25 protein-coding genes are annotated in these 20,196 nt (G+C 64.1%); 12 read left to right on the forward strand and 13 right to left on the reverse strand.

Features of this window, described 5'->3' with window-relative positions; genetic code table 11:
* Position 1: 1 nt before the first annotated feature.
* Complete coding sequence (locus I8J29_RS18625) at positions 2–448, reverse strand: hypothetical protein (RefSeq protein ID WP_208849020.1); 447 nt, start codon at positions 446–448, stop codon at positions 2–4.
* A gap of 270 nt (positions 449–718) precedes the next feature.
* Here I8J29_RS18625 and I8J29_RS18630 point away from each other — a divergent pair, with 270 nt between their 5' ends.
* From I8J29_RS18630 to I8J29_RS18640, 3 genes are all read left to right on the forward strand, one after another.
* Positions 719–1,354 carry a 2OG-Fe(II) oxygenase gene (locus tag I8J29_RS18630; RefSeq protein WP_208849021.1) on the forward strand — a complete coding sequence of 212 codons (636 nt, stop codon included), beginning with the start codon at positions 719–721 and terminating at the stop codon, positions 1,352–1,354.
* A gap of 250 nt (positions 1,355–1,604) precedes the next feature.
* Positions 1,605–2,201, forward strand: a complete 597-nt coding sequence (locus I8J29_RS18635) for a TetR/AcrR family transcriptional regulator (RefSeq protein WP_208849022.1) — start codon at positions 1,605–1,607, stop codon at positions 2,199–2,201.
* A complete protein-coding gene (locus tag I8J29_RS18640) occupies positions 2,182–2,541 on the forward strand; it encodes a hypothetical protein (RefSeq protein ID WP_208849023.1) in 360 nt (119 codons plus the stop codon). Before I8J29_RS18635 ends, I8J29_RS18640 begins: the two co-directional genes overlap by 20 nt.
* 149 nt (positions 2,542–2,690) lie before the next feature.
* Here I8J29_RS18640 and I8J29_RS18645 read toward each other — a convergent pair whose 3' ends face one another.
* The 3 genes from I8J29_RS18645 to I8J29_RS18655 form a co-directional block, all read right to left on the reverse strand.
* The gene (locus I8J29_RS18645; protein WP_420831133.1) at positions 2,691–4,028 is read right to left on the reverse strand and encodes an alpha-L-fucosidase; all 1,338 of its coding nucleotides are present in this window, start codon (positions 4,026–4,028) and stop codon (positions 2,691–2,693) included.
* A gap of 109 nt (positions 4,029–4,137) precedes the next feature.
* Complete coding sequence (locus I8J29_RS18650; RefSeq protein WP_090647375.1) at positions 4,138–4,455, reverse strand: hypothetical protein; 318 nt, start codon at positions 4,453–4,455, stop codon at positions 4,138–4,140.
* Complete coding sequence (locus I8J29_RS18655; protein ID WP_090647373.1) at positions 4,452–4,817, reverse strand: DUF6864 domain-containing function; 366 nt, start codon at positions 4,815–4,817, stop codon at positions 4,452–4,454. The genes I8J29_RS18650 and I8J29_RS18655 overlap by 4 nt, the downstream gene beginning before the upstream one ends.
* A 226-nt stretch (positions 4,818–5,043) precedes the next feature.
* Here I8J29_RS18655 and I8J29_RS18660 point away from each other — a divergent pair, with 226 nt between their 5' ends.
* The 6 genes from I8J29_RS18660 (at position 5,044) to I8J29_RS18685 (ending at position 7,966) form a co-directional block, all read left to right on the forward strand.
* On the forward strand, positions 5,044–5,757 hold the full coding sequence (locus I8J29_RS18660) for a hypothetical protein (RefSeq protein ID WP_090647370.1): 714 nt from the start codon (positions 5,044–5,046) through the stop codon (positions 5,755–5,757).
* 3 nt (positions 5,758–5,760) lie between these two features.
* Positions 5,761–6,309 carry an RNA polymerase sigma factor gene (locus I8J29_RS18665; protein ID WP_208849025.1) on the forward strand — a complete coding sequence of 183 codons (549 nt, stop codon included), beginning with the start codon at positions 5,761–5,763 and terminating at the stop codon, positions 6,307–6,309.
* A complete protein-coding gene (locus tag I8J29_RS18670) occupies positions 6,302–6,535 on the forward strand; it encodes a hypothetical protein (RefSeq protein ID WP_208849026.1) in 234 nt (77 codons plus the stop codon). The genes I8J29_RS18665 and I8J29_RS18670 overlap by 8 nt, the downstream gene beginning before the upstream one ends.
* A gap of 275 nt (positions 6,536–6,810) precedes the next feature.
* Complete coding sequence (locus I8J29_RS18675) at positions 6,811–7,257, forward strand: MarR family winged helix-turn-helix transcriptional regulator (protein ID WP_208849027.1); 447 nt, start codon at positions 6,811–6,813, stop codon at positions 7,255–7,257.
* A 17-nt stretch (positions 7,258–7,274) separates the two neighbouring features.
* Positions 7,275–7,595: a luciferase domain-containing protein gene (locus I8J29_RS18680; protein WP_208849028.1), complete on the forward strand. Its 321-nt coding sequence runs from the start codon at positions 7,275–7,277 to the stop codon at positions 7,593–7,595.
* Positions 7,592–7,966, forward strand: coding sequence for a VOC family protein (locus tag I8J29_RS18685; protein WP_240546306.1), 375 nt, complete (start codon positions 7,592–7,594; stop codon positions 7,964–7,966). Before I8J29_RS18680 ends, I8J29_RS18685 begins: the two co-directional genes overlap by 4 nt.
* A 91-nt stretch (positions 7,967–8,057) precedes the next feature.
* Here I8J29_RS18685 and I8J29_RS18690 read toward each other — a convergent pair whose 3' ends face one another.
* On the reverse strand, positions 8,058–8,717 hold the full coding sequence (locus I8J29_RS18690) for a DUF4328 domain-containing protein (RefSeq protein ID WP_208849029.1): 660 nt from the start codon (positions 8,715–8,717) through the stop codon (positions 8,058–8,060).
* A 24-nt stretch (positions 8,718–8,741) separates the two neighbouring features.
* Entirely contained in the window at positions 8,742–9,524 is a 783-nt protein-coding gene (locus I8J29_RS18695) for a hypothetical protein (RefSeq protein WP_208849030.1), read from the reverse strand.
* A gap of 188 nt (positions 9,525–9,712) precedes the next feature.
* Here I8J29_RS18695 and I8J29_RS18700 point away from each other — a divergent pair, with 188 nt between their 5' ends.
* Both I8J29_RS18700 and gdhA read left to right on the forward strand, forming a co-directional pair.
* Positions 9,713–9,991 carry a hypothetical protein gene (locus tag I8J29_RS18700; protein WP_208849031.1) on the forward strand — a complete coding sequence of 93 codons (279 nt, stop codon included), beginning with the start codon at positions 9,713–9,715 and terminating at the stop codon, positions 9,989–9,991.
* A gap of 340 nt (positions 9,992–10,331) precedes the next feature.
* Entirely contained in the window at positions 10,332–11,702 is a 1,371-nt protein-coding gene (gdhA, locus tag I8J29_RS18705; protein WP_208849032.1) for an NADP-specific glutamate dehydrogenase, read from the forward strand.
* 189 nt (positions 11,703–11,891) lie between these two features.
* Here the strand turns inward: gdhA and I8J29_RS18710 are convergent, their stop codons facing one another.
* From I8J29_RS18710 to I8J29_RS18735, 6 genes are all read right to left on the reverse strand, one after another.
* Entirely contained in the window at positions 11,892–12,878 is a 987-nt protein-coding gene (locus tag I8J29_RS18710; RefSeq protein WP_208849033.1) for a diaminopimelate dehydrogenase, read from the reverse strand.
* A gap of 168 nt (positions 12,879–13,046) precedes the next feature.
* The gene (locus tag I8J29_RS18715) at positions 13,047–13,274 is read right to left on the reverse strand and encodes a hypothetical protein (protein WP_208849034.1); all 228 of its coding nucleotides are present in this window, start codon (positions 13,272–13,274) and stop codon (positions 13,047–13,049) included.
* Positions 13,275–13,442: 168 nt separating this feature from the next.
* The gene (locus I8J29_RS33865) at positions 13,443–13,652 is read right to left on the reverse strand and encodes a hypothetical protein (RefSeq protein ID WP_240546307.1); all 210 of its coding nucleotides are present in this window, start codon (positions 13,650–13,652) and stop codon (positions 13,443–13,445) included.
* Positions 13,653–13,844: 192 nt separating this feature from the next.
* Positions 13,845–14,171 (reverse strand): hypothetical protein, encoded by a 327-nt coding sequence (locus I8J29_RS18725; RefSeq protein WP_208849036.1) that lies wholly within the window; start codon positions 14,169–14,171, stop codon positions 13,845–13,847.
* A gap of 160 nt (positions 14,172–14,331) precedes the next feature.
* Positions 14,332–15,744: a hypothetical protein gene (locus I8J29_RS18730; protein ID WP_208849037.1), complete on the reverse strand. Its 1,413-nt coding sequence runs from the start codon at positions 15,742–15,744 to the stop codon at positions 14,332–14,334.
* A 212-nt stretch (positions 15,745–15,956) separates the two neighbouring features.
* On the reverse strand, positions 15,957–17,624 hold the full coding sequence (locus I8J29_RS18735) for a sulfatase family protein (protein ID WP_208849038.1): 1,668 nt from the start codon (positions 17,622–17,624) through the stop codon (positions 15,957–15,959).
* A gap of 122 nt (positions 17,625–17,746) precedes the next feature.
* On the opposite strand from I8J29_RS18735, the gene I8J29_RS18740 reads away from it, so the two are divergent.
* Positions 17,747–19,318 carry an ABC-F family ATP-binding cassette domain-containing protein gene (locus I8J29_RS18740; RefSeq protein WP_208849039.1) on the forward strand — a complete coding sequence of 524 codons (1,572 nt, stop codon included), beginning with the start codon at positions 17,747–17,749 and terminating at the stop codon, positions 19,316–19,318.
* Positions 19,319–19,452: 134 nt separating this feature from the next.
* Here I8J29_RS18740 and I8J29_RS18745 read toward each other — a convergent pair whose 3' ends face one another.
* Positions 19,453–20,121 carry a phytanoyl-CoA dioxygenase family protein gene (locus tag I8J29_RS18745; protein ID WP_208849040.1) on the reverse strand — a complete coding sequence of 223 codons (669 nt, stop codon included), beginning with the start codon at positions 20,119–20,121 and terminating at the stop codon, positions 19,453–19,455.
* Between the last annotated feature and the right edge of the window lie 75 nt (positions 20,122–20,196).

A 20,196-nucleotide genomic window follows, 5' to 3' on the forward strand; every position in this document is an offset into this window, starting at 1 on the left:
CTTACACTCCTTTCCGGTAGTGGTAGAGCTTCGTCGCGGAGCCGGTCACGTCGGAGACGAACCCCGCGGCGATCAGAATGACGAACATCGTCTGAATCGGACGTTCGGCGGCCAGCGAGCCCATGGCGAGCAGGAAGCCGAGGATGAACACGATGAAGCCGTTCCGGTGCGCCTTCAGCTCGATCAGCTTATCCAGTTCGTCCGCGAACGCCGGCTCCTTCTCCCCGGTCGTGGCCCGGAAGACGATATTGAACGCGATGCTGATCACGATGTGCGCGACGATGGACACGACCATCAGGACGAGCACGAACATGCCCCAATACCGGTACGCCTCCGCCGGCTGAAACCCTTCAGCCGGATACCTCGCCGCCTTGTACGCGCAGTAAACTCCGAAAATAAGGATCGCGCTGACGATCGACACGATGCTCTTCTTCTCTTGATACGTCATCTTGCTTTGCACCCCCCTGCTGGTCGAAGTCAAGTTCCTTGAACAAAATGTATAATAAACCAATCACAGTGTCAAGTTTATTTTACATATTGGGCGGTGAAATAGGCGACGGTCATTCGAGCATCCGGATAGCGAGCTTGACGGAGGCACGGACGGCTTCGGCTATCCGCCGCCGGAAGGATTTTCGGCTTCCCGCGAAGAACATATCCTTATCTGACAGCTGCGAAAGCGCATACGTGATCACGATTCTCGCGACGGGAGATGGCCACGATGACCGTAAGGGAGCAGTCGATTGTACAGGTAACCGGCAATACCCTCCGAACCGCGGACCGCGCCATTCCGATCCTCGGCAAGATCAACGAACCGCTGATCTTGATCTTGGAGCACGTCTTAAGCCACGCGGAGTGCGATGCCCTGATCGGCTTGGCCCGGGAACGCATGCGGCGGGCGAGGACCGGCAGGTCCCGCGCCCTCAGCGACGTCCGCACGGGCAGCGGCGCGTTCCTCGAGGAGAACGAAAACGAATGGGTGCGCGCGATCGAGCTCCGGCTCGCCGGCCTGATGGGCGTGCCCGCCGCGCATGCCGAGCCGCTGCAGATCCTGCATTACCGGCCCGGCGAGGAATACCGGCCGCACCTGGATTATTTTACGGCGGAGCAGGTCGCGAACAATCGGATCAGCACCTTGGTTATGTACCTAAACGATGTGGAGGAAGGCGGGGAGACGGTGTTTCCTGCGCTGCGCTTCGCGGTGACCCCGAAGAAGGGCAACGCCGTGTACTTTGAATATTTCTACTCGGACCCGCGGCTGAACGAGCTGACGCTGCACGGGGGCAGTCCCGTGGCGGCGGGCGAGAAGTGGATCGCCACCCAGTGGATGCGGCGGCAGCGGTATCGGGAACTGTAGCGGGCGGAACGAAGGTGCGGTGGATAGCCGACGATTCCCTTATGCCGTCATAACGCTGCGGATTCCGTTCGGAGGATCGATCCATACGAAAAAGGCGCGCAGGCAGAACCCATCTCGCTTGCGCGCTTTTTTGACGCGTTTTTCGTACGACCGTACGAATATCACTGGCTATTTTCGCTCGATCGTACTAAAATAGACGTGAGTCATGCGGTCCGTTGACGGCCACATTATGCAGCAAAGGAGAACGAACATGAAAGAGACGCGCCGAAGCATCCTGCAGGCTGCCGAGGAGCTGCTGGCCCAGCGCGGCTATGCCGGCTGCTCGCTCGGCATGATCGCCGAGCGGCTGAACGTGAGCAAAGGGGTGGTGACGTATCATTTTCCGCAGAAGGACGGCATCTTCCGCGAGCTGATCCATGGCTTCTACGAGGACGCGGCGGCATACATGGCCGCCCGACTCGACCCTAATGGCACGGCGCCGGCCGTGCTGGCCGCCTACATCGAAGCCAATCTGCGGTTCGTGGCCGAGCGCCGCGTCCGGACGCAGGCGGTCATGCAGTTGATCGCCAATCACCGGGATAAGGATGGCGCGCTCGTCTACGCCGGCGGCGGCGACGCCATCTATCGGCCGCTCATCGACATCTTCCGCTACGGGCAGGACGAGGAGAAGAGCTTCAGGCCGTTCGCGCCCGCGATGATGGCGCTGTTCGTCCGGAGTGCCATCGATACGGCCAGCGGCCGGCTCGCGGCGGAGGCGGATGCCGATATCGAGGAAGCTGTGCAAGAGACCGTCCGCGCCTTTCACTACGCCACAAGGAGCGTCGAGCATGAAGAAGATCCAGCATGACGGGCTGCAGGTCACGGGAATTATCCTCAGCCTGCTCGGGCTCGGGACGGTCGTCAGGCCGCTGATCGAAGCCATCTTCGGCAAGCCGTTAATCTACCGCTTCCTCGGCCTGCTGCCCGAGGGCTGGCCTTCCTTTGCCGTCTGGGCGGCGATTCTGGCGGCCGGCCTCGCGCTCGTGTCCGTGACGAATCCGCTGCAGCCGGAGAAGGATAAACCTAAGAACGAACCTAAGAACGAACCTAAGAACGAGCCTAAGAATGAGCCTTTGCACGAACGTAAGAACAAGCCTTTGCACGAACCTGAGATCGACCCCAAAGACGAGCCTAAAGCCGGGAAGTAGCTCGGGCAAGAACGGCAGGGGGCGGCGAGGCCAATCCATGGCTATGCTTATCGCCCCTCCTACGCCAAGAAAACCACCCCATGCACGGGGTGGTTTTCTTCATTAGCCGATGTTTGGGGCACGCCCGGATGGCGATCCTACTCCGCCGCCTACCCGTCTTCCTCGGCCAGCGTCAGCTCGACGACGGTATTCCGTTCGTCCGGGAGCGGGTACGTGAAATGCTCCGGCCGGGCGAAGTTGAAGAACGCGTCCTGCTCGTACAGGGCGGCGTTCCACGGGCGCGTCACGAACACCTCCGAGCCGTCGGCAAGCAGCCGCGCCTGCTTGATCCGTCCCGCCAGGCCGGCGAGGTTGACGGGGCCGATGCTCTCCTCGAACAGATGCGCGTACAGCTTGCCGCCGCTTTGCGTATAGCGGCCCCATTCCGGCTTCGGCAGGTCGGCCGGGCCGCAGCCGTAGATGCTGTCCCCGTTCCGGCGCATCCAGCGGCCGACCTCTTCGAGCACGTCCAGCGACGGCTGCGGAATTTCGCCCTTCGCGTCGGGCCCGACGTTCAGCAGCAGGTTGCCGTTCTTGCTCACGCATTCCACGAGCTTGCGGATGACCGTCTTGGCGGACTTGTAGACCTGATCGGCCGCGCTGTAGCCCCAGTTGTTGTTCAGCGTGATGCACGCCTCCCACGGAATGGAGCGGCCGGCTTGGTCCGTCACGCCGCGCGGCGGAATGATCTGCTCCGGCGAGGCGAAGTCGCCCGCGTACGGCGTCGGGTTGTCCGAATAGATCGAGCCGCCTTCCTCGCCGCTCGCGTCCAGCCGGTTGTCCACGATGAGATGCGGCTGCACGGCGCGGATCGTCTCCATCAGCTCGCTCGCCCGCCACGCCTCGCCCCGCAGCTCGCCGTAGGAGAAATCGAACCACATGATGTCGAGCTTGCCGTAGTTCGTCAACAGCTCGCGGACTTGGCCGTGCATGTAATCGAGGTACCGGTCGAATCCGCCGGGCTCGCGCTTGTACGCTTCGTTGTCGCGCATCGGGTGGATGCGGTCGCCGTAGGCCGGATAATCCGGGTGGTGCCAATCCAGCAACGAGTAGTAGAGGCCGACCTTCAGCCCCTCCGCGCGGAAGGCGTCCAGGAACTCGCGCACGAGGTCGCGCCCGGCCTTGGTGCGGGTCGACTTGTACTCCGTCAGCGCGCTGTCGAAGAGGCAGAAGCCGTCGTGGTGCTTGGCCGTCAGCACCGCGTACTTCATGCCGGCCGCCTTCGCCGCCTTGGCCCATGACTTTGGATCGTAGCGGTCGGGGTTGAAGCCGTCGAAATACGCCTGGTAATCCTCGTTGCTGATCCGCTCCGCGTTGCGCACCCATTCCCCGCGCGCGGGGATCGCGTACAGGCCCCAATGAATGAACATGCCGAAGCGGTCGTGCAGAAACCATCTCGTCCGTTCCGTTCGCTGCTCGATGTACGATTGCGTCGTCATTCGCCTCATGCCTCCTAGGATTCATGGTCTTGATACGTCCAGTCTACCAACGGCGGTCCAGGGGCGTACAGGCACGAAGCTAAGGTCTATGGGGATGAAACGAACGCGTTGGCCGCGGCTAGCCGTTCCCGGTTTCTTTCGACCGCGACCCGATCAGATAGCCGATGATCGTCGATTCCACGGGGATGACGATGAGCGTCCACATGTCCTTCAGGCCCAGGTCGGGCGAGCGGTACCGGTCGGGCGTAAGCGTGTAAACGAGGGCGATGAGCAGCACGCCGAGCGCGATCGTGCCCACGATGTACAGACGGACGTTCTCCCCCGAGCCGAAGAACCGGCCGAGGAAGCCGAGCTCCGCCTTGCGCTTGTCGTTCTCGGCGTTGGCCGCGATGATCTTGCTCGCGACCTTGGGATCCTGAAGCTCGATCTTGTTCATGGGCCGTCGACCCCCTCGCCCGAATAGAACGTGAACGCCAGCGCCCACGACGTCGCGTCGTAGCCGATCGTCGCCTCGTAGCGCAGCGAGAGCTTGCGGTTGTTCAGCACGCCGAGATGGATCATGTCCGGGGCGCCGGTCGGCTTGCCCCGCGGAAAATTGACGCACGCGATGCGCACTTCGTTATACCGGACCAGCCGGATGTCCGTCATGAAGTCGTCGCGTTCCGGGTCCTGCTCGATGCAGAAGACGAAGGTCAGCGGATCGTTCTCCTCCGACAGCACGACCTCGATGGGGTTCATGCCGTACGCGAACACCCTGCCGTGGTAGGCGACCTCGAAGCCGCCGGACGTTATTTTCATCAGCAATCCTCCCTAACGGTCAGTCGTACGAGCTCCTGCTATCATTGTACGAGCGCGGGACGGGGTTCATGTCAACGGAAGGGAAGCGAGGGCGAAAAACGGCCGCGGGCCGCGGCTTCGGGCGCGCCGAAACTTTTTTTGCGCGGACGGCGGAAAATCGCCAACGGTTCGCGAATACCATCGTTATCCTGATTGTAAGCCATTAACCGAATGGAGGCGTTTGGGAATGAGCGAAGCTGTTCAAGGGTTGACGATCGAAAACTTGGGGGTGCTCGATTTGACCGGGAAGACGGCGGAGGGATTGGCGGGCATCTCGCTGATCCATAACGTGGGGCTCATCATCGTGCCGAGTTCGCTGGCCGATGCCGTGATGCGGATTCCGCAGAAGAACGTGGGCTCCACGCTGCAGCTCCCGGACGAGACGGGCAGCGGCAAGCTGAAGGTATTCACCGGGCAAATCTCGCTCAGCGGGGAATCGCTGGCGAACGCGGGCGGATCGCCCGACGATATCCTCGTCGTGGCGGGGCAGGCGCTCATCACGTCCCACGTCGACGCGGTCGGATATCGCGAGCTGATCGTCATGGGCCAGCTGATGGCGCCCAAGTCGTCGGAATCGGCGCTGTCCGGCGCCCTGACGCGGATGATGGGCCAAGTGTTCTACTATAAAGGCGACGTGCCGCGCGTCATTCTCGGCAGCGAGTCGTACTCCCGCGCGTTCCTGGAGCTGCTCGACAAGCCGATCTCGCTGGTCGTCCTCGGCGATTGCGAATTCGAAGCCGACGTGGACGTCGCGCTGATGAAAGCGAAGGTCGGCGAGCTGGTCGTCCTCGGCACGATCCGGGCGCCCAAGCGGCTGATTCCGCTGGTGCAGCTGCTGGCCGAGACGAAGCTCGGCGATATCGTCGCCACGGACGACCACGCCGGCGCGCAAGGAGCGTAGCCCGTGGACCGGGCGCTCTTCCGCGAGCTGTACGCCGCGCACGCCAAGCCGATTTTCGCGTTCCTGCTTGCCCGGACGAATGACCGGGAACTCGCGGCCGATCTGCTGCAGGACGTGTTCCTGAAGACGTGGAACCGGATCGAGGCCGTCGCGGCGGTGCCGGCGGACGAACGGCTGTATTGGCTGTTCGCCGTCGCCGCGAACCGGTTGAAGGATCAATACCGGCGCAGCGCGAACCGGAAGCGGGCGGAGGAGCGGCTGGAGGCCGGGCCGGGCGCGGCGCCCGGCGACCTGTCCGGCGTGCTGGCGGGCCGGGAACGGATGCGCGAGCTGGAAACGCAGATCGGCCGGCTCCCCGAGGAGCTGCGCGGCCTGCTGCTGATGAAGGTGCTCGGCGGGCTGAGCAGCGTGCAGATCGGCGCCGCGACGGGGCTGCCGGCGGGCACGGTGCGCTACAAAATTTCGCAGGCAAGGAAGCTGCTCGCCGAAGGGCTGCGGCTGACCGAGACGGCGCCGGCCGGCGCGGAGAGGGAGGTCAAGGAGCATGCATGACGACGAACGACGGCTAGGCCCAGCCGCGGAACTGGCGCTCGACGGGCTGCTGGGCGAATGGGCGGAAGGGCTCTGGGCCGAGCTCGGGCTGACGGAGCCCGCGCTGCCGGAGGCGCCGGTGGTCTTGTCCGGGGACTTGGATTACGCGTGGTGGCGCGCGTTCCACGAGCGCGTGCCGTATCATAACGGCACCGTGCCGTATTCGGTTTGGCCGAAGGCGGTGTAGCGGCCGAAGCCGGTGCGGCGGCGGGCCCGGCGGGCGGAACGGCGTCCGCGACGCGCGGTAACGCCGTGCCGGTAACGGCGCCGAACGCGGCCGAAACCGGCACGCCGGGGCAAGGCAGGGCGGTTCGCCGCTCTGCTTTTTTTTGCGTTTCCTGCCAACAAATAGTTGCAATACCATTCTATTTCGCATATACTGCAGATAGTTGCAATAACATCCTATCTCTCTATTCCCCAATTAGTTGCAATACCATCCTACTTGAAAGGCAGGCGAACCGAATGGACACGGATTGGCGAGCGGACGCCGGCCCGCTGGAGTCGCACGGCAAGTACATCTCGGCGATTTACCGCCACATGCAGATGCTGATCGCCGCGGAGCTGGCGCCCTACCGGATCGGCAGCGGCCAGTACATCTTCCTGATGGCCATCGCCGGCGGGAAGACGACGACGCAAAAGGCGCTGAGCGAGGAGCTGCTCATCGACAAGACGACGACCGCGAAGGCGATCGCGAAGCTCGAGGCCGAGGGCTACGTGCGCCGGGAGCCGGATCCTACGGACAACCGCTTCCACCTGCTCGAGCTGACGGACGCCGGCCGGGCGGTCGTGCCGAAGGTGCAGGAAGGGCTGAACCGCGTCCGGGACATTGCCCGGGAAGGCATTACGGACGACGAGTACGCGCGCATGGTCGGACTGTTAAAGCAGGTGCTTCGCAACGTAAGCCGATAACAAGGAGGCGAAGGGGCATGGATTCGAACGGGACATTAGCCGACGTGCTGCTGGCATGGGAAGGGGTCACGTCGCAGCCGCATCGGTTCGGCGGGATCGAATTTCGGGTCTCGGGGAAGGAAATCGGGCATCTGCACGGCGACCGGCTCTTCGACGCGCCGCTGCCGCGGGCGGAGCGGGACGCCTGGATCGCCGCCGGCAAGGCCGAGCCGCATCACATCTATCCGGATTCGGGCTGGGTATCGGTCTACCTGAGGACGAAGGAAGACGAGGCGCACGCCGCCGGGATCGCGCGCGCCAATTATGAACGCCTGCGGGCAAGGGGGATGGAAGCATGATTATGGAGGCATATCCGTTTATCGCGGTGGACCATTGCAAAGAGGCGATCGAATTTTACCGGGACGTGCTCGGCGGGGAGATTACGATTCTGCGCCGAGCGGGGGACGATGTCTTGAACGCGGACCTGCGCGTGGACGGCTGCACGCTCAAGTTCGCCGACACGAAGGCGGCCAGGCCGGCGCAGCAGGGCGATTACGTGCGGGTCTTCCTGAAGCTCGCAAGCGAAGACGACTTCCGCCGCGTATATGGCCGGTTCGAGGACGGCGGCCGCATGTTGACGAAGCCGTACGAGGCACCGTTCAACGGCCTGCTCGGCGTCGTCGCCGACCGGAACGGCGTGTGCTGGGTGCTGTCCTATTACCGCGAATAGCGGCGTGCGGGACACCCGATAGCCGAACAAGAGCCGGCAAGCCGCTCGTAATCGAGGGGCTTGCCGGCTCTTCGGCATTGCGCGGAACGGATCAGCTTTTCACGGGGAACGGCAGCTCCGGCCGCTCGGACGGTTCGGCGTCGAACGTCATGGCGCCGGGCTCGTCCTCGATGCGGGCATGCGTGTAGTGCAGTCCGCGCGAAACCAGCAGGGCGAGGGCGAGATAGATGACGTATACCGCGAACGAGATCAGGCTGGAGGCGAACAGCAGCGTGCCGGAGACATCGTCGGCGCCGGCCACGGCCTGGTTCGTAAATCCGGAGACGAGCGTCAGCAGGACGAGCGGGACGGCGAGGCCGCTGATCCACCCGCCGGCTCTCCGAAGCGCGGGCGTGCTCTGGTACCGGCTTCCGATCCGCATGAACGTCGAAGGAATGCCGTACAGATTGTAGAGCGGAATGATCATGCCGAGCAGCGCTTCGGCCGGCGTTCGCGGATACCGCAGGTACAGCCGGTTCAAATCCATATGGACGCGGTAGATCCAGATCAGGAAAATGATCGCGATGACGATATACAGGATGGTCGAGATGAGCTCGACGAAGCCGTAAGCGGGATAGAAATGGTCGTTGAACAGCCCGTAGTCGGCCACGTAGATCATCGAGAGGCACAGGTCGCCGGCGGACAGCGCCACGAGCGCGGACAGCAGAATTTTGAGCACGAAGGAGAATAGGTCCGATTTTAAAGCAATCATGGTTGCGTCACGCTCCGGTATGGGTTAGGGGATGGTCTTCAGGCAGGCGATGGCCTCCTGCAGCGTGGACACCGGCACGACGTGCAGGCGCAGGTGCAGCTCTTGGGCCGTTCGCCGGGCTTCTTCCTCGTTGCTGGGCCCGATATACGGGAAATCGGCCTCGTCCTTGGGCACGAAGAAGAAATCGGCGCCTTCGGCTTCCGCCGTCCGCAGCTTGTCGCGAATGGCGCCGACCGAGCCGACCGTCTGGTCCGCCTCGAGCGTGCCCGTGCCGGCAATCGTATATTGGCCGCCCCGGGAGAAGTCCAGGCCGTGCGACTCCTCGTACAGCCCGATGCCGAGCATCAGGCCGATGGAATCGCCGTAGTACTGCGCGGTCTGCCCGATCAGCGACTGCAGCCGGCTTTCGCGCTGGTCCGGCGTGCTCGGCTTGGCGGACAGCTCCGCCGCCGAGTCCAACGCGTGCTTGATCGTGTCATTCTTCATGTCCTGCTCGACGCCGAGCAGGTCGCCGTACGCGTCCTCGGCGGATGCGTCGACGCGCGTGAACTCCGCATCGGGAAAGGATCGCACGAGCGCGTACTTCTCGTAGCGGTTGCGGGCGATGCCCTCCCGGACGTAGACGAAGTGCACGCTGCCCTTCACGCCGATGTCCCGGACGGACACGATGTCCCCCGGCGCCGTGAAGCTGTAATAGCGGGGCAAATAGAAAAACAGGCCGACCGCCATGGGCAGGAGGAGCAGCGTCAGGGCCACGATCCAGTGGCTGGCCGGGGTCCGTTTGCGCTTGACCGGTCTGATAGGCAATGATTCCAGGGCGATCATCCGTTCCTTGATAAAATGAGAAGCGAGAGCAAGAGCGCGAAAAATGTCCGATTTTGGGATAACATTCGCCGGCCTGGGCCGATCTTCCTGCTTGAAGAGTTCGTAAACGCGCGGGAGGGCTTGCCATGCCTGCTATAATGGAGGTACTTTGACACGCGGGAGGATGGCCCATGTTCGGTAACAAGAAGGACGCTTCCTTTAACCAGCCGGAGCAGGCCCGGGTCGTGCCGGTCTATACGGTGCATACGCTGCCCCGGCCGTACGAGGTGCTGTGCACGGTCTATTCCGGCAAAGTGGGCAACGGCGCGCCGCTGAACGTCCTGCAGCAGCTCGGCCGCGCCGGGGGCGCGATCCCGGAGTGCGACGCGGTGATCGGCATCCTGGTCACGCCCGCCGCGACGCTCGCGGTGGTGCACGCCTACGGGACGGCGATCCGGTACACCGGCTGACGTTCGGGAGGGAAGAAGCGGCAGAAGGAAGCGGAGCGCGGCATCGGCCGCGCTCCGTTTTTTTCGTGCGCTTGTTTCGTTTTTTTTCGTGCGCGGGCAGCGTGGCGCGGCAGCTGTCGAAATGACAGGTTTCGGCGCGCATTATTTTTCCGCGCGGATACGTGCGACGGGGCGGAGGGCTCTGTCAAGGTTTTCCTTTCCAGTTTTCGATTGGGATTTTTGATCGCGCGGACAAAAAATTTGAATTGGCATTTTCGACCCCGATTCTCTATCATTCCTTGATAATAAGTGCAAACAATCTGTCGATTAGTGCAAATCCGATCCATCAAGGAGGCCATTTATGTCAACCGCAGTCCGCCAAGACTCGCAAGCGGCACGCTACGTGCAGTCGATTTACGAGACGGTCGTCCGCCGCAACCCATACGAGAGCGAGTTTCATCAAGCCGTGAAAGAAATTCTGGATTCCCTGATTCCGGTCGTCGAGAAACGTCCGCAGCTCGCCGAGCAGGGCATCCTGGAACGGATCGTCGAGCCGGAGCGCATGGTGACGTTCCGCGTGCCCTGGGTCGACGACCGGGGCAAGGTGCAGGTCAACCGCGGCTTCCGCGTGCAGTTCAACAGCGCCATCGGTCCGTACAAGGGCGGCCTGCGCTTCCATCCGTCCGTCAACGCCAGCATCGTTAAGTTTCTCGGCTTCGAGCAGATCTTCAAGAACGCGCTGACCGGGCAGGCCATCGGCGGCGGCAAGGGCGGCTCCGACTTCGATCCGAAGGGCAAGTCCGACGGGGAGATCATGCGCTTCGCCCAAAGCTTCATGACGGAGCTGTACAAGTACGTCGGCCAGGACACCGACGTGCCGGCCGGGGACATCGGCGTCGGCGCGCGGGAGATCGGTTACCTGTTCGGGCAGTACAAGCGGCTGCGCGGCGCCTACGAGGCGGGCGTCCTGACGGGCAAGGGCATCGGCTACGGCGGCAGCCTGGCGCGGAAGGAAGCGACCGGCTACGGCTGCGTCTACTTCGCCAACGAAATGCTGCAGTCCAAGGGGCTGAGCTTCGAAGGGAAGAAGGTCGTCGTCTCCGGCTCCGGCAACGTCTCGATCTATGCCATGGAGAAGGCCGTGCAGTTCGGCGCGAAGGTCATCGCGTGCAGCGATTCGAACGGCTACGTCTACGATCCGCACGGCATCGACGTGAACACGGTGAAGCGCCTGAAGGAAGTCGAGCGCAGACGGATCCGCGATTACATCGAGGAACACCCGAACGCCGAATACGTCGAGGACTGCTCCGGCATCTGGACGCTCAAGTGCGACATCGCGCTGCCGTGCGCGACCCAGAACGAGATCGATGAGGAAGCGGCGGAGCGGCTCGTCGCAAGCGGCGTCGTCGCCGTCAGCGAAGGCGCCAACATGCCGTCGACGCTGGACGCCATCGACGTCTTCCACCGGCACGGCGTGCTGTTCGGGCCGGCCAAGGCGGCCAACGCGGGCGGCGTCGCCGTCTCCGCGCTGGAGATGGCGCAGAACGGCATGCGCACCTCCTGGAGCTTCGAAGAGGTCGACGGGAAGCTGCACGAGATCATGCGGAACATTTACAGGGCCAGCGTGCGCGCGGCCGAAGTGCACGGCCAACCCGGCAATCTCCTCGCGGGCGCCAACATCGCCGGCTTCCTGCGCGTGGCCGACGCCATGCTGGCCCAAGGCGTCGTCTGAAGCGGCTCCCCTCGCGAACCGGCGCGTAACGCGAAAAAACCTTGCCATCCCCACAGGGGGCGGCAAGGCTTTTCGCGTTTGGCTGGCGGGGCGAAGCTCGCGACGCCGCCGGCTTCAGCGCCGAATGCCGCCGTCATGGCCGGCATCCATGATGCCAGCCATCGATGGCGGCGCGGCCGCGGGCTCGTCCTACAGCAGCTCGCGGCGGAGCTGCTCCGGCGATTTCGGAGACAGGTAGCCGAGCGGGAGATCGAATACCGTCTTCGCACCGACGGCGCCTTCGCCGCGCAGGCGGACGGCCGCTCTGGCGCAGGCCACCAGCACGCTGGCTGTGAATTCCGGGTTGCTCTCGAGCTTCAGGCCGAATTCGACGATCTGCTTCGTGCCTTCGCCGGTGATGCCGCTGCGGATGACGAAGCCGCCGTGCGGCATGCCCTTATGCTCGTTTTGCAGCTGTTCTTCCGTGATGAACGTCACGGTCGTGTCGTAATCCGCGAAGTAGTTGGGCATGTTTACGATCGTTTCGCGGATCGCGTCTTGGTCCGCGCCTTCCTCCGCCACGACGTAGCATTCGCGCAGATGCTTCTCCCGCGTGGACAACGCCGGCGTCTCGCCCGCGCGGATGCGGTCGATGACGGCTTGCACGGGCACGGTGTACTGCACGCCGCCCTTCACGCCGGGCACGCGGCGGATGGCGTCGGAGTGGCCCTGGCTCACGCCTTTGCCCCAGAACGTATAGTCCGTGCCCTGCGGCAGAATCGCCTCGGCGAGCAGCCGGTTAAGCGAGAACAGGCCGGGATCCCAGCCGGTGGAGATGACGCTCAGCGTGTCCGCTTTGCGCGCGACGGCGTCGACCGCCTCGAAGAACTCGGGGATTTTGGCATGGGTGTCGAAGCTGTCGACCGTGTTGAACAGGCTCGCCAGCTGCGGCGTTTGTTCCGGCAGGTCCGTCGCGGAGCCGCCGCACAGAATCATGACGTCGATGATGCCCTTGTACCGCTCGGCCGCGGAGATGTGTTCGAACTTCACGCCCGCGCTGCCGCTTTCGAGCTCGGACGGCGTCCGGCGCGTGAATACCGCGACCAGCTCCATGTCCGGATTTTGGTCGATGGCTTTGCGGACGCCCTTCCCTAAGTTCCCGTAACCGACGATGCCCAGTTTGATCGTGTGCTGCATGAATAGATCCTCCTCGATAAGTGCGAATCTGGCTTCTCATGGGGATGAAACCGCTATAATTCAGTATATAGATATTACATGAGATGTAAACTATGTAGTTGGCGCGCGGCCCTTTCGGAGAGCTGTAATTATCCCGAATTCCCACGGTTGTTCATCCCGTCCGCGCCTTTATCCGCCGATCCGCCGCGGCTTAAGCTTCGGCGCGGGCCGCTTGCGCAGCGAGAGCCGGATCAGCATCGGTCCGGCCATGCTGCCGGCCATTGCCCAGAGGACCGAGTGCAGCGGTAGCTTGATGAGGTAATAGAGCGCGGTCCCGCCGACGATGTCGATGGCGACGAACTTTTTGATTTCCGACAGCGGCACGACCACGACCACGAATTCCTGCTTGCTTCCCACGATATCCCCGCCTTTAGTCCGTTTCTCTTGCAAGTGTATGGTCGAGCCGGTTCGTCCGATGCCAACCGCCCCGAGACGGAAATAAACGGCGGGAAAACGGCAAAAAAAACCGGCAGGCTTCGGCCTCGGGGGCGCGGAAGCTGCCGGAGTCGGGCAGGACGGGACGGATTAGATGCACGTGAACGAGTCGACGCGCGACAGATCGAAGCCGGAGAACATCCAGAAGAAGCCGTTCCAGCGGTAGCCGGAGACGGACGTGCGGCCCACGAACACCGGATAGAACCAGAAGCCCGGGCCGCTGCGCGGCCAAATGTACGTGTAGCGAAACCGGCAGCCGGCGATGGCGCCGGGATCGACGGCCAAGAGACCTGCGGACATCGGCTTCGGGGGTACCGCCTGCGGTGGCGGCGCGGTCGGAGGCTGCGAGCCGGCTTGCGGACCGCCTGGACCGCCTGGGCCGCCTGGGCCGCCTGGACCCCCCGGAGGGCCCGGAGGTCCTGGCGGCGGGCCGAATGGAGGCATGAATGCCATACGAATCACTCCTTGTCGGACGGATGGCGCGACGCGCGCTTAAAGCAGGGAAATCGTCAGCAGGTTGAACAGCACGAGCGGCAGCACGAACCGGTTGTAGTACGGGTACGGAAACGGGGCGCCCGGGAAGAAGGCGCGATGAGACCCCTCGTCGTTCAGGCAGATGTAGACGACGCCCTTGTGGCAGTGGACGATGTGGCCTTCGAAGACGTCGCCGTCCATCGTTTCCATCTTGACCAGCCGATGCGTATGGTCGCAGCAGAGCTGATGCAGATGGTCGTGGACCGCCTTCAGCGTTTGATGCACCTTGGAATCGCATTGATAGAGCGGCGACAACTCCTGCGGTGCCGTTTTTTGCGAACTCATGGTTGGCAGACCTCCGTTATCAAGCATGGAATATCCTATGCGGGCGCCCAGTTCGGGGTTACAGCCCATGGCGGCGGCGGCGGGCGAAAAAAAACCGCCCATCGGGAGATGGGCGGCTTTTGCCGCGAAACGGAGGTCCTGCCGCGAAAACGGCTAACCCTTACTTCGATTCGCCGTTCAGGTAGTTATAGAACGGGACGTCGGTCCAGAAGTCGTACGTCTCGACCTTCACGTTCGGATCGACCTGCTTGAAGCCGGCGACGACGGCCTTGGACTGCTCCTTGAGCGAGAAGGATTGCGCGTAATAGCGGCCGAGCTGGATCTTGTTATTCGTGATTTCGTTGTAATCCGCGAGCGGCGTCAGCGAATAGTAAAGCGGCTGCCACCACGAGCCGGCGATGAGGCCCGCCTGGTTCTCTTCGTTCTTCTTGGCGTACGCGCCGATGATGCCGTTGAAGCGCTCCTTGTCGGCGGCGGTGGCGAATTCGAAGGCAATGTCGTACTCCTTGGCGTACTCGATGTAATTGCCGTTCGCGATCTGCTTCACTTCGTACTGCTCCGAGACGCCGGGCTCGCCCCACTCCTTCAGGTAAACGAACGCGGACGTCTTCGGCTCGAATTGCACCTTCGCGTCGATGCCTTCGCCGCGCAGCAGGCCGATCAGCTGCAGGGCGTGATTCAGGTCCGAATGCCCGTAAACGAGCGTCAGCGATTCGACGAAGTTCGGCTCGAAGCGGCTGTCCTTCAGGTTGTAGCCCGTGACTAGCCCCTTCTCGAGCGCGGCGTCGACGATCTTCTGCAGCTCCTCGTCCTGAATGATCTTGGATTCCGCGTACGCGTCCGACAGCTGCGCGTAAATGTCCGAGTCGCTGACGTAGCCGACATAGTGCTTGAACTGCCCTTTGAAGACGAGCACCTTGCCGATCAGCACGTTCGCGAGGTCCGCCGAGACGGCCGCGCCCGGCTTCAGCTGGCCGTAGTAGGCGGCCGGCAGCAGGCCGGTGTCGATCGCGGCGGCGAGCTCCTGCACGGTTTTCGCGTCCAGCGAGGCGGCGCGGATCGGCAGCTTGGCGACGGCCGCTTCCGCCTTGGCTTTCGGATATGTATAGGCCAGTTCCTTGAGCCCGGCGGCGCGGACCGCGGCTTGCACGGCGTTGACGGCGATGAGCGCGTTCGGGGCGTTCACGGTGTCCGTGGCCAGCACGCCGGTCTGGTACAGCGCCCGGGCGGCGTCGTAGTACGGGCTCGTCGCGGGCAGATCCTTGAACGCGACCGCGTCTTCGGCAGGCGCCAGCTGCGCCGCGCGGGCCAGATCGAGGAAAAATTCGCCGCGGCTCACGCCGGCGGAGAGCGTAATGCCGAACTTGTCCTTCAGGAACGCCGCGTATTCCGAGGCGGCGATCTCTTTGGCCGCGGCCGGCGCCGGAGAAGCGATCGGAGCGGCGATCGGGACGGCGGCGGACGCGTCCGTCGGCGCGGCGGCGAACGCCGCGGCCGGGCCGCCGGCGAGCAGCGTCGCGGCGAGCGCGGAAGCGAGCAGCGTCTTGGTGCGGGTCGAGTAGGTAACGGTCATGATTATTCCCCCTGCATCGAATAATGTGGATAAATCACAGTGATTTAGTAGGAATATACTACCATTGGCGATCGCGTGTCAATCGCGGATTTACAAGCGATTCACAATGGGCAGCGCGTTAGGCGTCAACCTCGCTTGGACAAGCCGCGAAACGCGCGGCCCGGCGGTTGGTCATTAGGGGGCGGCCCTTGCCTGAACCGCCCCGCCGCCGTTCACGCGTCGCTTGCCTCCGGCGTCAGGCGCTTCCGCGCCCGCTCGTCCGCGAGCAGCCGCAGCAGCTCCGCCCGGGCGGCGCGCGAGCGCGCGTCCGCGAAGGCGGGATGCGCGAGATTCCGCAGCTCCATCGGATCCTCCGCGACGTTGTACAGCTCGTATTCGTCCGGCACGGGCGTCCCCCCGCCGCCCGGCTCGACGGGCGAGCTGTCGAAATAGCGGCTCAGCTTCCACAGCTGCTTCCGTCCGTCCGCGCCGACCGCCGCGATGACCGTCTCGACGCCGTTCGGCTGCGTGACCGCGGGATACGGGCGGCCGAACGGACTGACCTGGTGCTGCCCCTTCGTCGGATCATCCAGCGTGAGGAAGTAGACCGGGGCGTCCGGGATCGCGGGCGGCCGCCCGCCGCCGACGTACGGGGCGAGATTCCTCCCGGAGAGCGGCCGCGCCTCGCTGAACCGCCCCCGCAGCCGCTGCCGGACGGCTTCGGGGTCGGCGCCCGCAAGCCCGAGCAGCGTCGGCAGCAGGTCGACGTGGCTGGTGAGCGCATGGCTGTGCGCCGGCCGCGGGAACAGGCGCGGACTGTGGATGAGCAGCGGCACGCGGAGCGCCTCCTCGTAGGCGCAGTGCCACTTCTGATGCAGGCCGCCGTGGGATCCGAGCAGCTCGCCGTGGTCCGACGTGAAGACGACGATCGTATCTTCGTAGAACGGCGAGCGCTTCAGCGCGTCCAGCACGGCGGCCATCTGCCGGTCGGCGTTCTCCTGCAGCCGATAATACAGCCGGCGGTAGAACGGCTCGTCGCCGATCGGCTGGAGCGCGAGCGGGTAGATGTCCCGGTAGCTCGCCTGGCAGCGCGGCTTCGTCCGGAGCGTCTCGCCCGCCGACGGAGCGGGGGGAATGTCCGGGACCGACGGTCCGGCTTCGAACCGGAACCGGCGGCGCATCCGCGCGGTGACGGCGCCGTACAGCACGATGTCGTGCGGATTGACGAAGGACGCGACGACGAGCCACGGCTCAGGATGCGCGCCGCCGCGCCGCGCCCGGCCGAGCGCTTCGAGCAGCCGGACGGTCTCGGCGGCGTAGACCCCGTCCCGGCCGGGCAGGCCGGCCGCCGCGGAGGAGCCGGAGTTGCGCGGATCCCGTCCGTGCGGCTCGGGGCCGATCCAGCCGGCGAAGCCGTAGCGGCCGAGGCGGTCGGCGCGGGCGTACAGGCCGCCCTTCGCCGGGACCGGCACGCCCGTGACGGGATCGTAGCTCGATACGCTCCGGTGCGTGCCGGGGACGACGATGTCCTCGAAGGAGACATGCCATTTGCCCTTATAATACGTCCGGTAGCCGGCCGCGCGGAAATAATCGCCCATCGTGGGCACCGTATTCGCGTCCAGCCAGAACATGTCGGAGTCGAACGGCTCCTTCGCGATCCCGGTCGTCTGCGTGACGCCGTGCAGGGACGGATACTGGCCGGTGAGCAGGGTGGCGCGGCTCGGCGAGCACGCGGAGCTGCCGATGTAATGCCGGTGGAATTCCAGCGCGTGTTCGCGCAGCATCCGCTGCGCCGCCAGATGCCGCGAGCGCCATTCCCGGGCGGCCGGCGTCTCGTAGACAGGCGGGTAGCGCTCCTCGTCGACGAGCAGCACGAGGATATTCGGCTTGGCACGGTCCATGCGATCGCCTCCGTAAGCAACGTTCTTCCCTAAGCGTATGCGGCGGCGGCATGGAATACGCGAATTCGCCCCGGCGGTGGTATAATCGAGCGAGACCGGCGGAAGCGGGAAAGGGGAACGACATGAGCGTCATACGATTGGAGAACGTGACGAAGAAATACGGGGACGCGCTGATTTTTCGCGAGATCTATTTTCGCTTGAGCCAAGGGGAGCGCATCGCCCTCATCGGCCGCAACGGCGCGGGCAAATCGACGGTATTCAAGCTGATCCTGGGGCAGGAGGAGCCGACGTCCGGCAAGGTGGAGGTCGATCCCGGGGCGCGGATCGGCTACTTCTCGCAATTCTCGGAGCTGCACGGGCGTTTGTCCGCCCAGCAGGAGCTCGAGCTGTGCTTCGAGGAGGCCGCGCGGATCGAACGGGAGCTGCAAGAGATCGCGGAGCGGCTCGGGGAAGCAGCGGACGACGGCGAGATGGAGACGCTGCTCGCGCGGCAGGCGGAGCTGTTCGAGCGCATGGAGCATATCGACGGCTGGAACGTGCCGGTGGAGATCGACACGGTGCTGACGAAGCTCGGCTTCGGCGAACGGTCGCGGCATCAGCCCGTCGACGAGCTGTCCGGCGGCTGGCGCAACCGCGCGGCGCTGGCCAAGATGCTCGTCCAGCGGCCCGACGTCGTGCTGCTCGACGAGCCGACGAACTACCTCGACATCGAAGGCATCGCGTGGCTCGAGCAGTGGCTGCACCGGTTCGGCGGGGCGATGATCCTGATCTCCCACGACCGCGAATTCATCGACAAGGCCGCGACGCAAATCGTCGAGATCGAGAATTACCATTTTCATCCGTACGAGGGGAACTACACCGACTACATCCGCAAGAAGAAGCTGCGCCGGAAGGAGCTCGTCCGCCAGTTCGAATGGGAGGAAGAGCTGCTGCTCATGGAAGCGGAGGGCATCGAGGACCGCGCGAGCCGCAAATCCGCGAAGGACCGGCTGTCCCGCAAGCTGGCCGACAGCAAGAAGCGCGTCGAGCCGCATCCGGTCAACGTGCTCATCACCGACATTTACGAGCGGCTGCGCTTCCCGGACAAGCTGTGCGAGGTCAAGGCCATCGGGCAGCGCTACGAGGGCCGAGAGATTTTCAAGGGCGTGAGCTTCGACATTCAGAAGGAGGACCGGCTCGTCATCGCGGGGCCGAACGGAAGCGGGAAGTCCACGCTGATCAAGGCGCTGACGGGCGAGGAGAAGCCGGCGACCGGCGAGGTGGTCTGGGAGCGGGGCGTGGAATTCGCGTATTTCAACCGGATGTGGGCGGAGCTCGATCCGAAGGATACCGTGAGCCACGCGGTCAACACGTACGGCCTCGGGCTGGACGCGCCGCGCAAGAAGGTGAACAAATTCCTGTCCATGCTGCAATTCTCGGAGGCGGACTTGAGCAAGCCCACCGGCAGTCTCTCCGGCGGGCAGAAGGCCCGGGTCGCACTCGCGAAATGCCTGCTCTCCGGCGCCGCGGTCGTCATCCTGGACGAGCCGACCAACCACCTCGATCTGACGAGCATCCAGGTCATGGAGCAGGCGTTGATCCATTTTCCCGGCGCGGTCGTGACGGTCAGCCATGACCGGTTCTTCATCGACAAGATCGGCACGAAAATGCTCGCGTTCGACCCGGAGACGGGCGTCAGCGAACGGTCCCTGTAAGGGGAGCGGGAGCGGAACGTCGCCGGTATCCGGACACGCTCGCCGCAAGCGCAAGCAGGCCGGCAGCCCCTCGCAGGAGGAGGCCGCCGGCCTTTTTGCATGCTTGCCGCCGCGCAGGAACCGCGCAAGAACGGTTATTTCAAAGCAAATGCCGCATGCGCCCACGAATAGTCCGGGTCCGGCTGCCGGCCGTCTTTGTACGTGGAGATGAGCGCCCAGCGGTCGGCGCCGGAGACGTTCGGGTACGACGCGTGCAGCAGCAGGTCGTGGAACACGAGCGCGTCCCCTTTGGCCGCGGGAAAGTCGACGATCCGCGACGCGTCGATGTTCGCCTCGTCGAGCCGGTAGACGAAGCCCTTGTCGTCGGGCGCTTCGCCGTCGTGGGTCACGGTCTCGTTGTGCGAGCCGGGAACGAGCCGCAGGCAGCCGTTCTCCGGCGTCGCGTCGTCGAGCGCGATCCAGACGGACAGCTTGTGGCTGCCGTGCCAATACGAGTAATCCTGATGCCACGGCGAACCGAAGTCGGTGCTCGCGTTCTTGAACACGATCTTGTCGCTCAGGAACAGGACGTCGTCGCCGAGAATCGCTTTCAGCGCCCGGGACAGGCGGGGCGCGGCGGCGGCTTCCTTGAACAACGGGCTGGCGGCGGTCAGGCCGAGGTAGACGCCGCTCCCGTCGACGGCATTCCGCGACAGGATGTCCTTGGCTTCTGTCTTCAGCCGGTCGATCTCTTCCTCCGAAAACAACTGTTTGACGATGACGTACCCTTGCGTGTCGAATATGTCCTTGATCGAGTCGGTCATGGGTATTCCTCCTTGTCGGAATCGGGTCGGGCTTACGAAAGATATTCGCCGGCCAGCGGCGGAATCATTCTTTTC

The organism is Paenibacillus artemisiicola (genome assembly GCF_017652985.1).
In the GTDB taxonomy this organism is placed as follows: domain Bacteria; phylum Bacillota; class Bacilli; order Paenibacillales; family Paenibacillaceae; genus Paenibacillus_Z; species Paenibacillus_Z artemisiicola.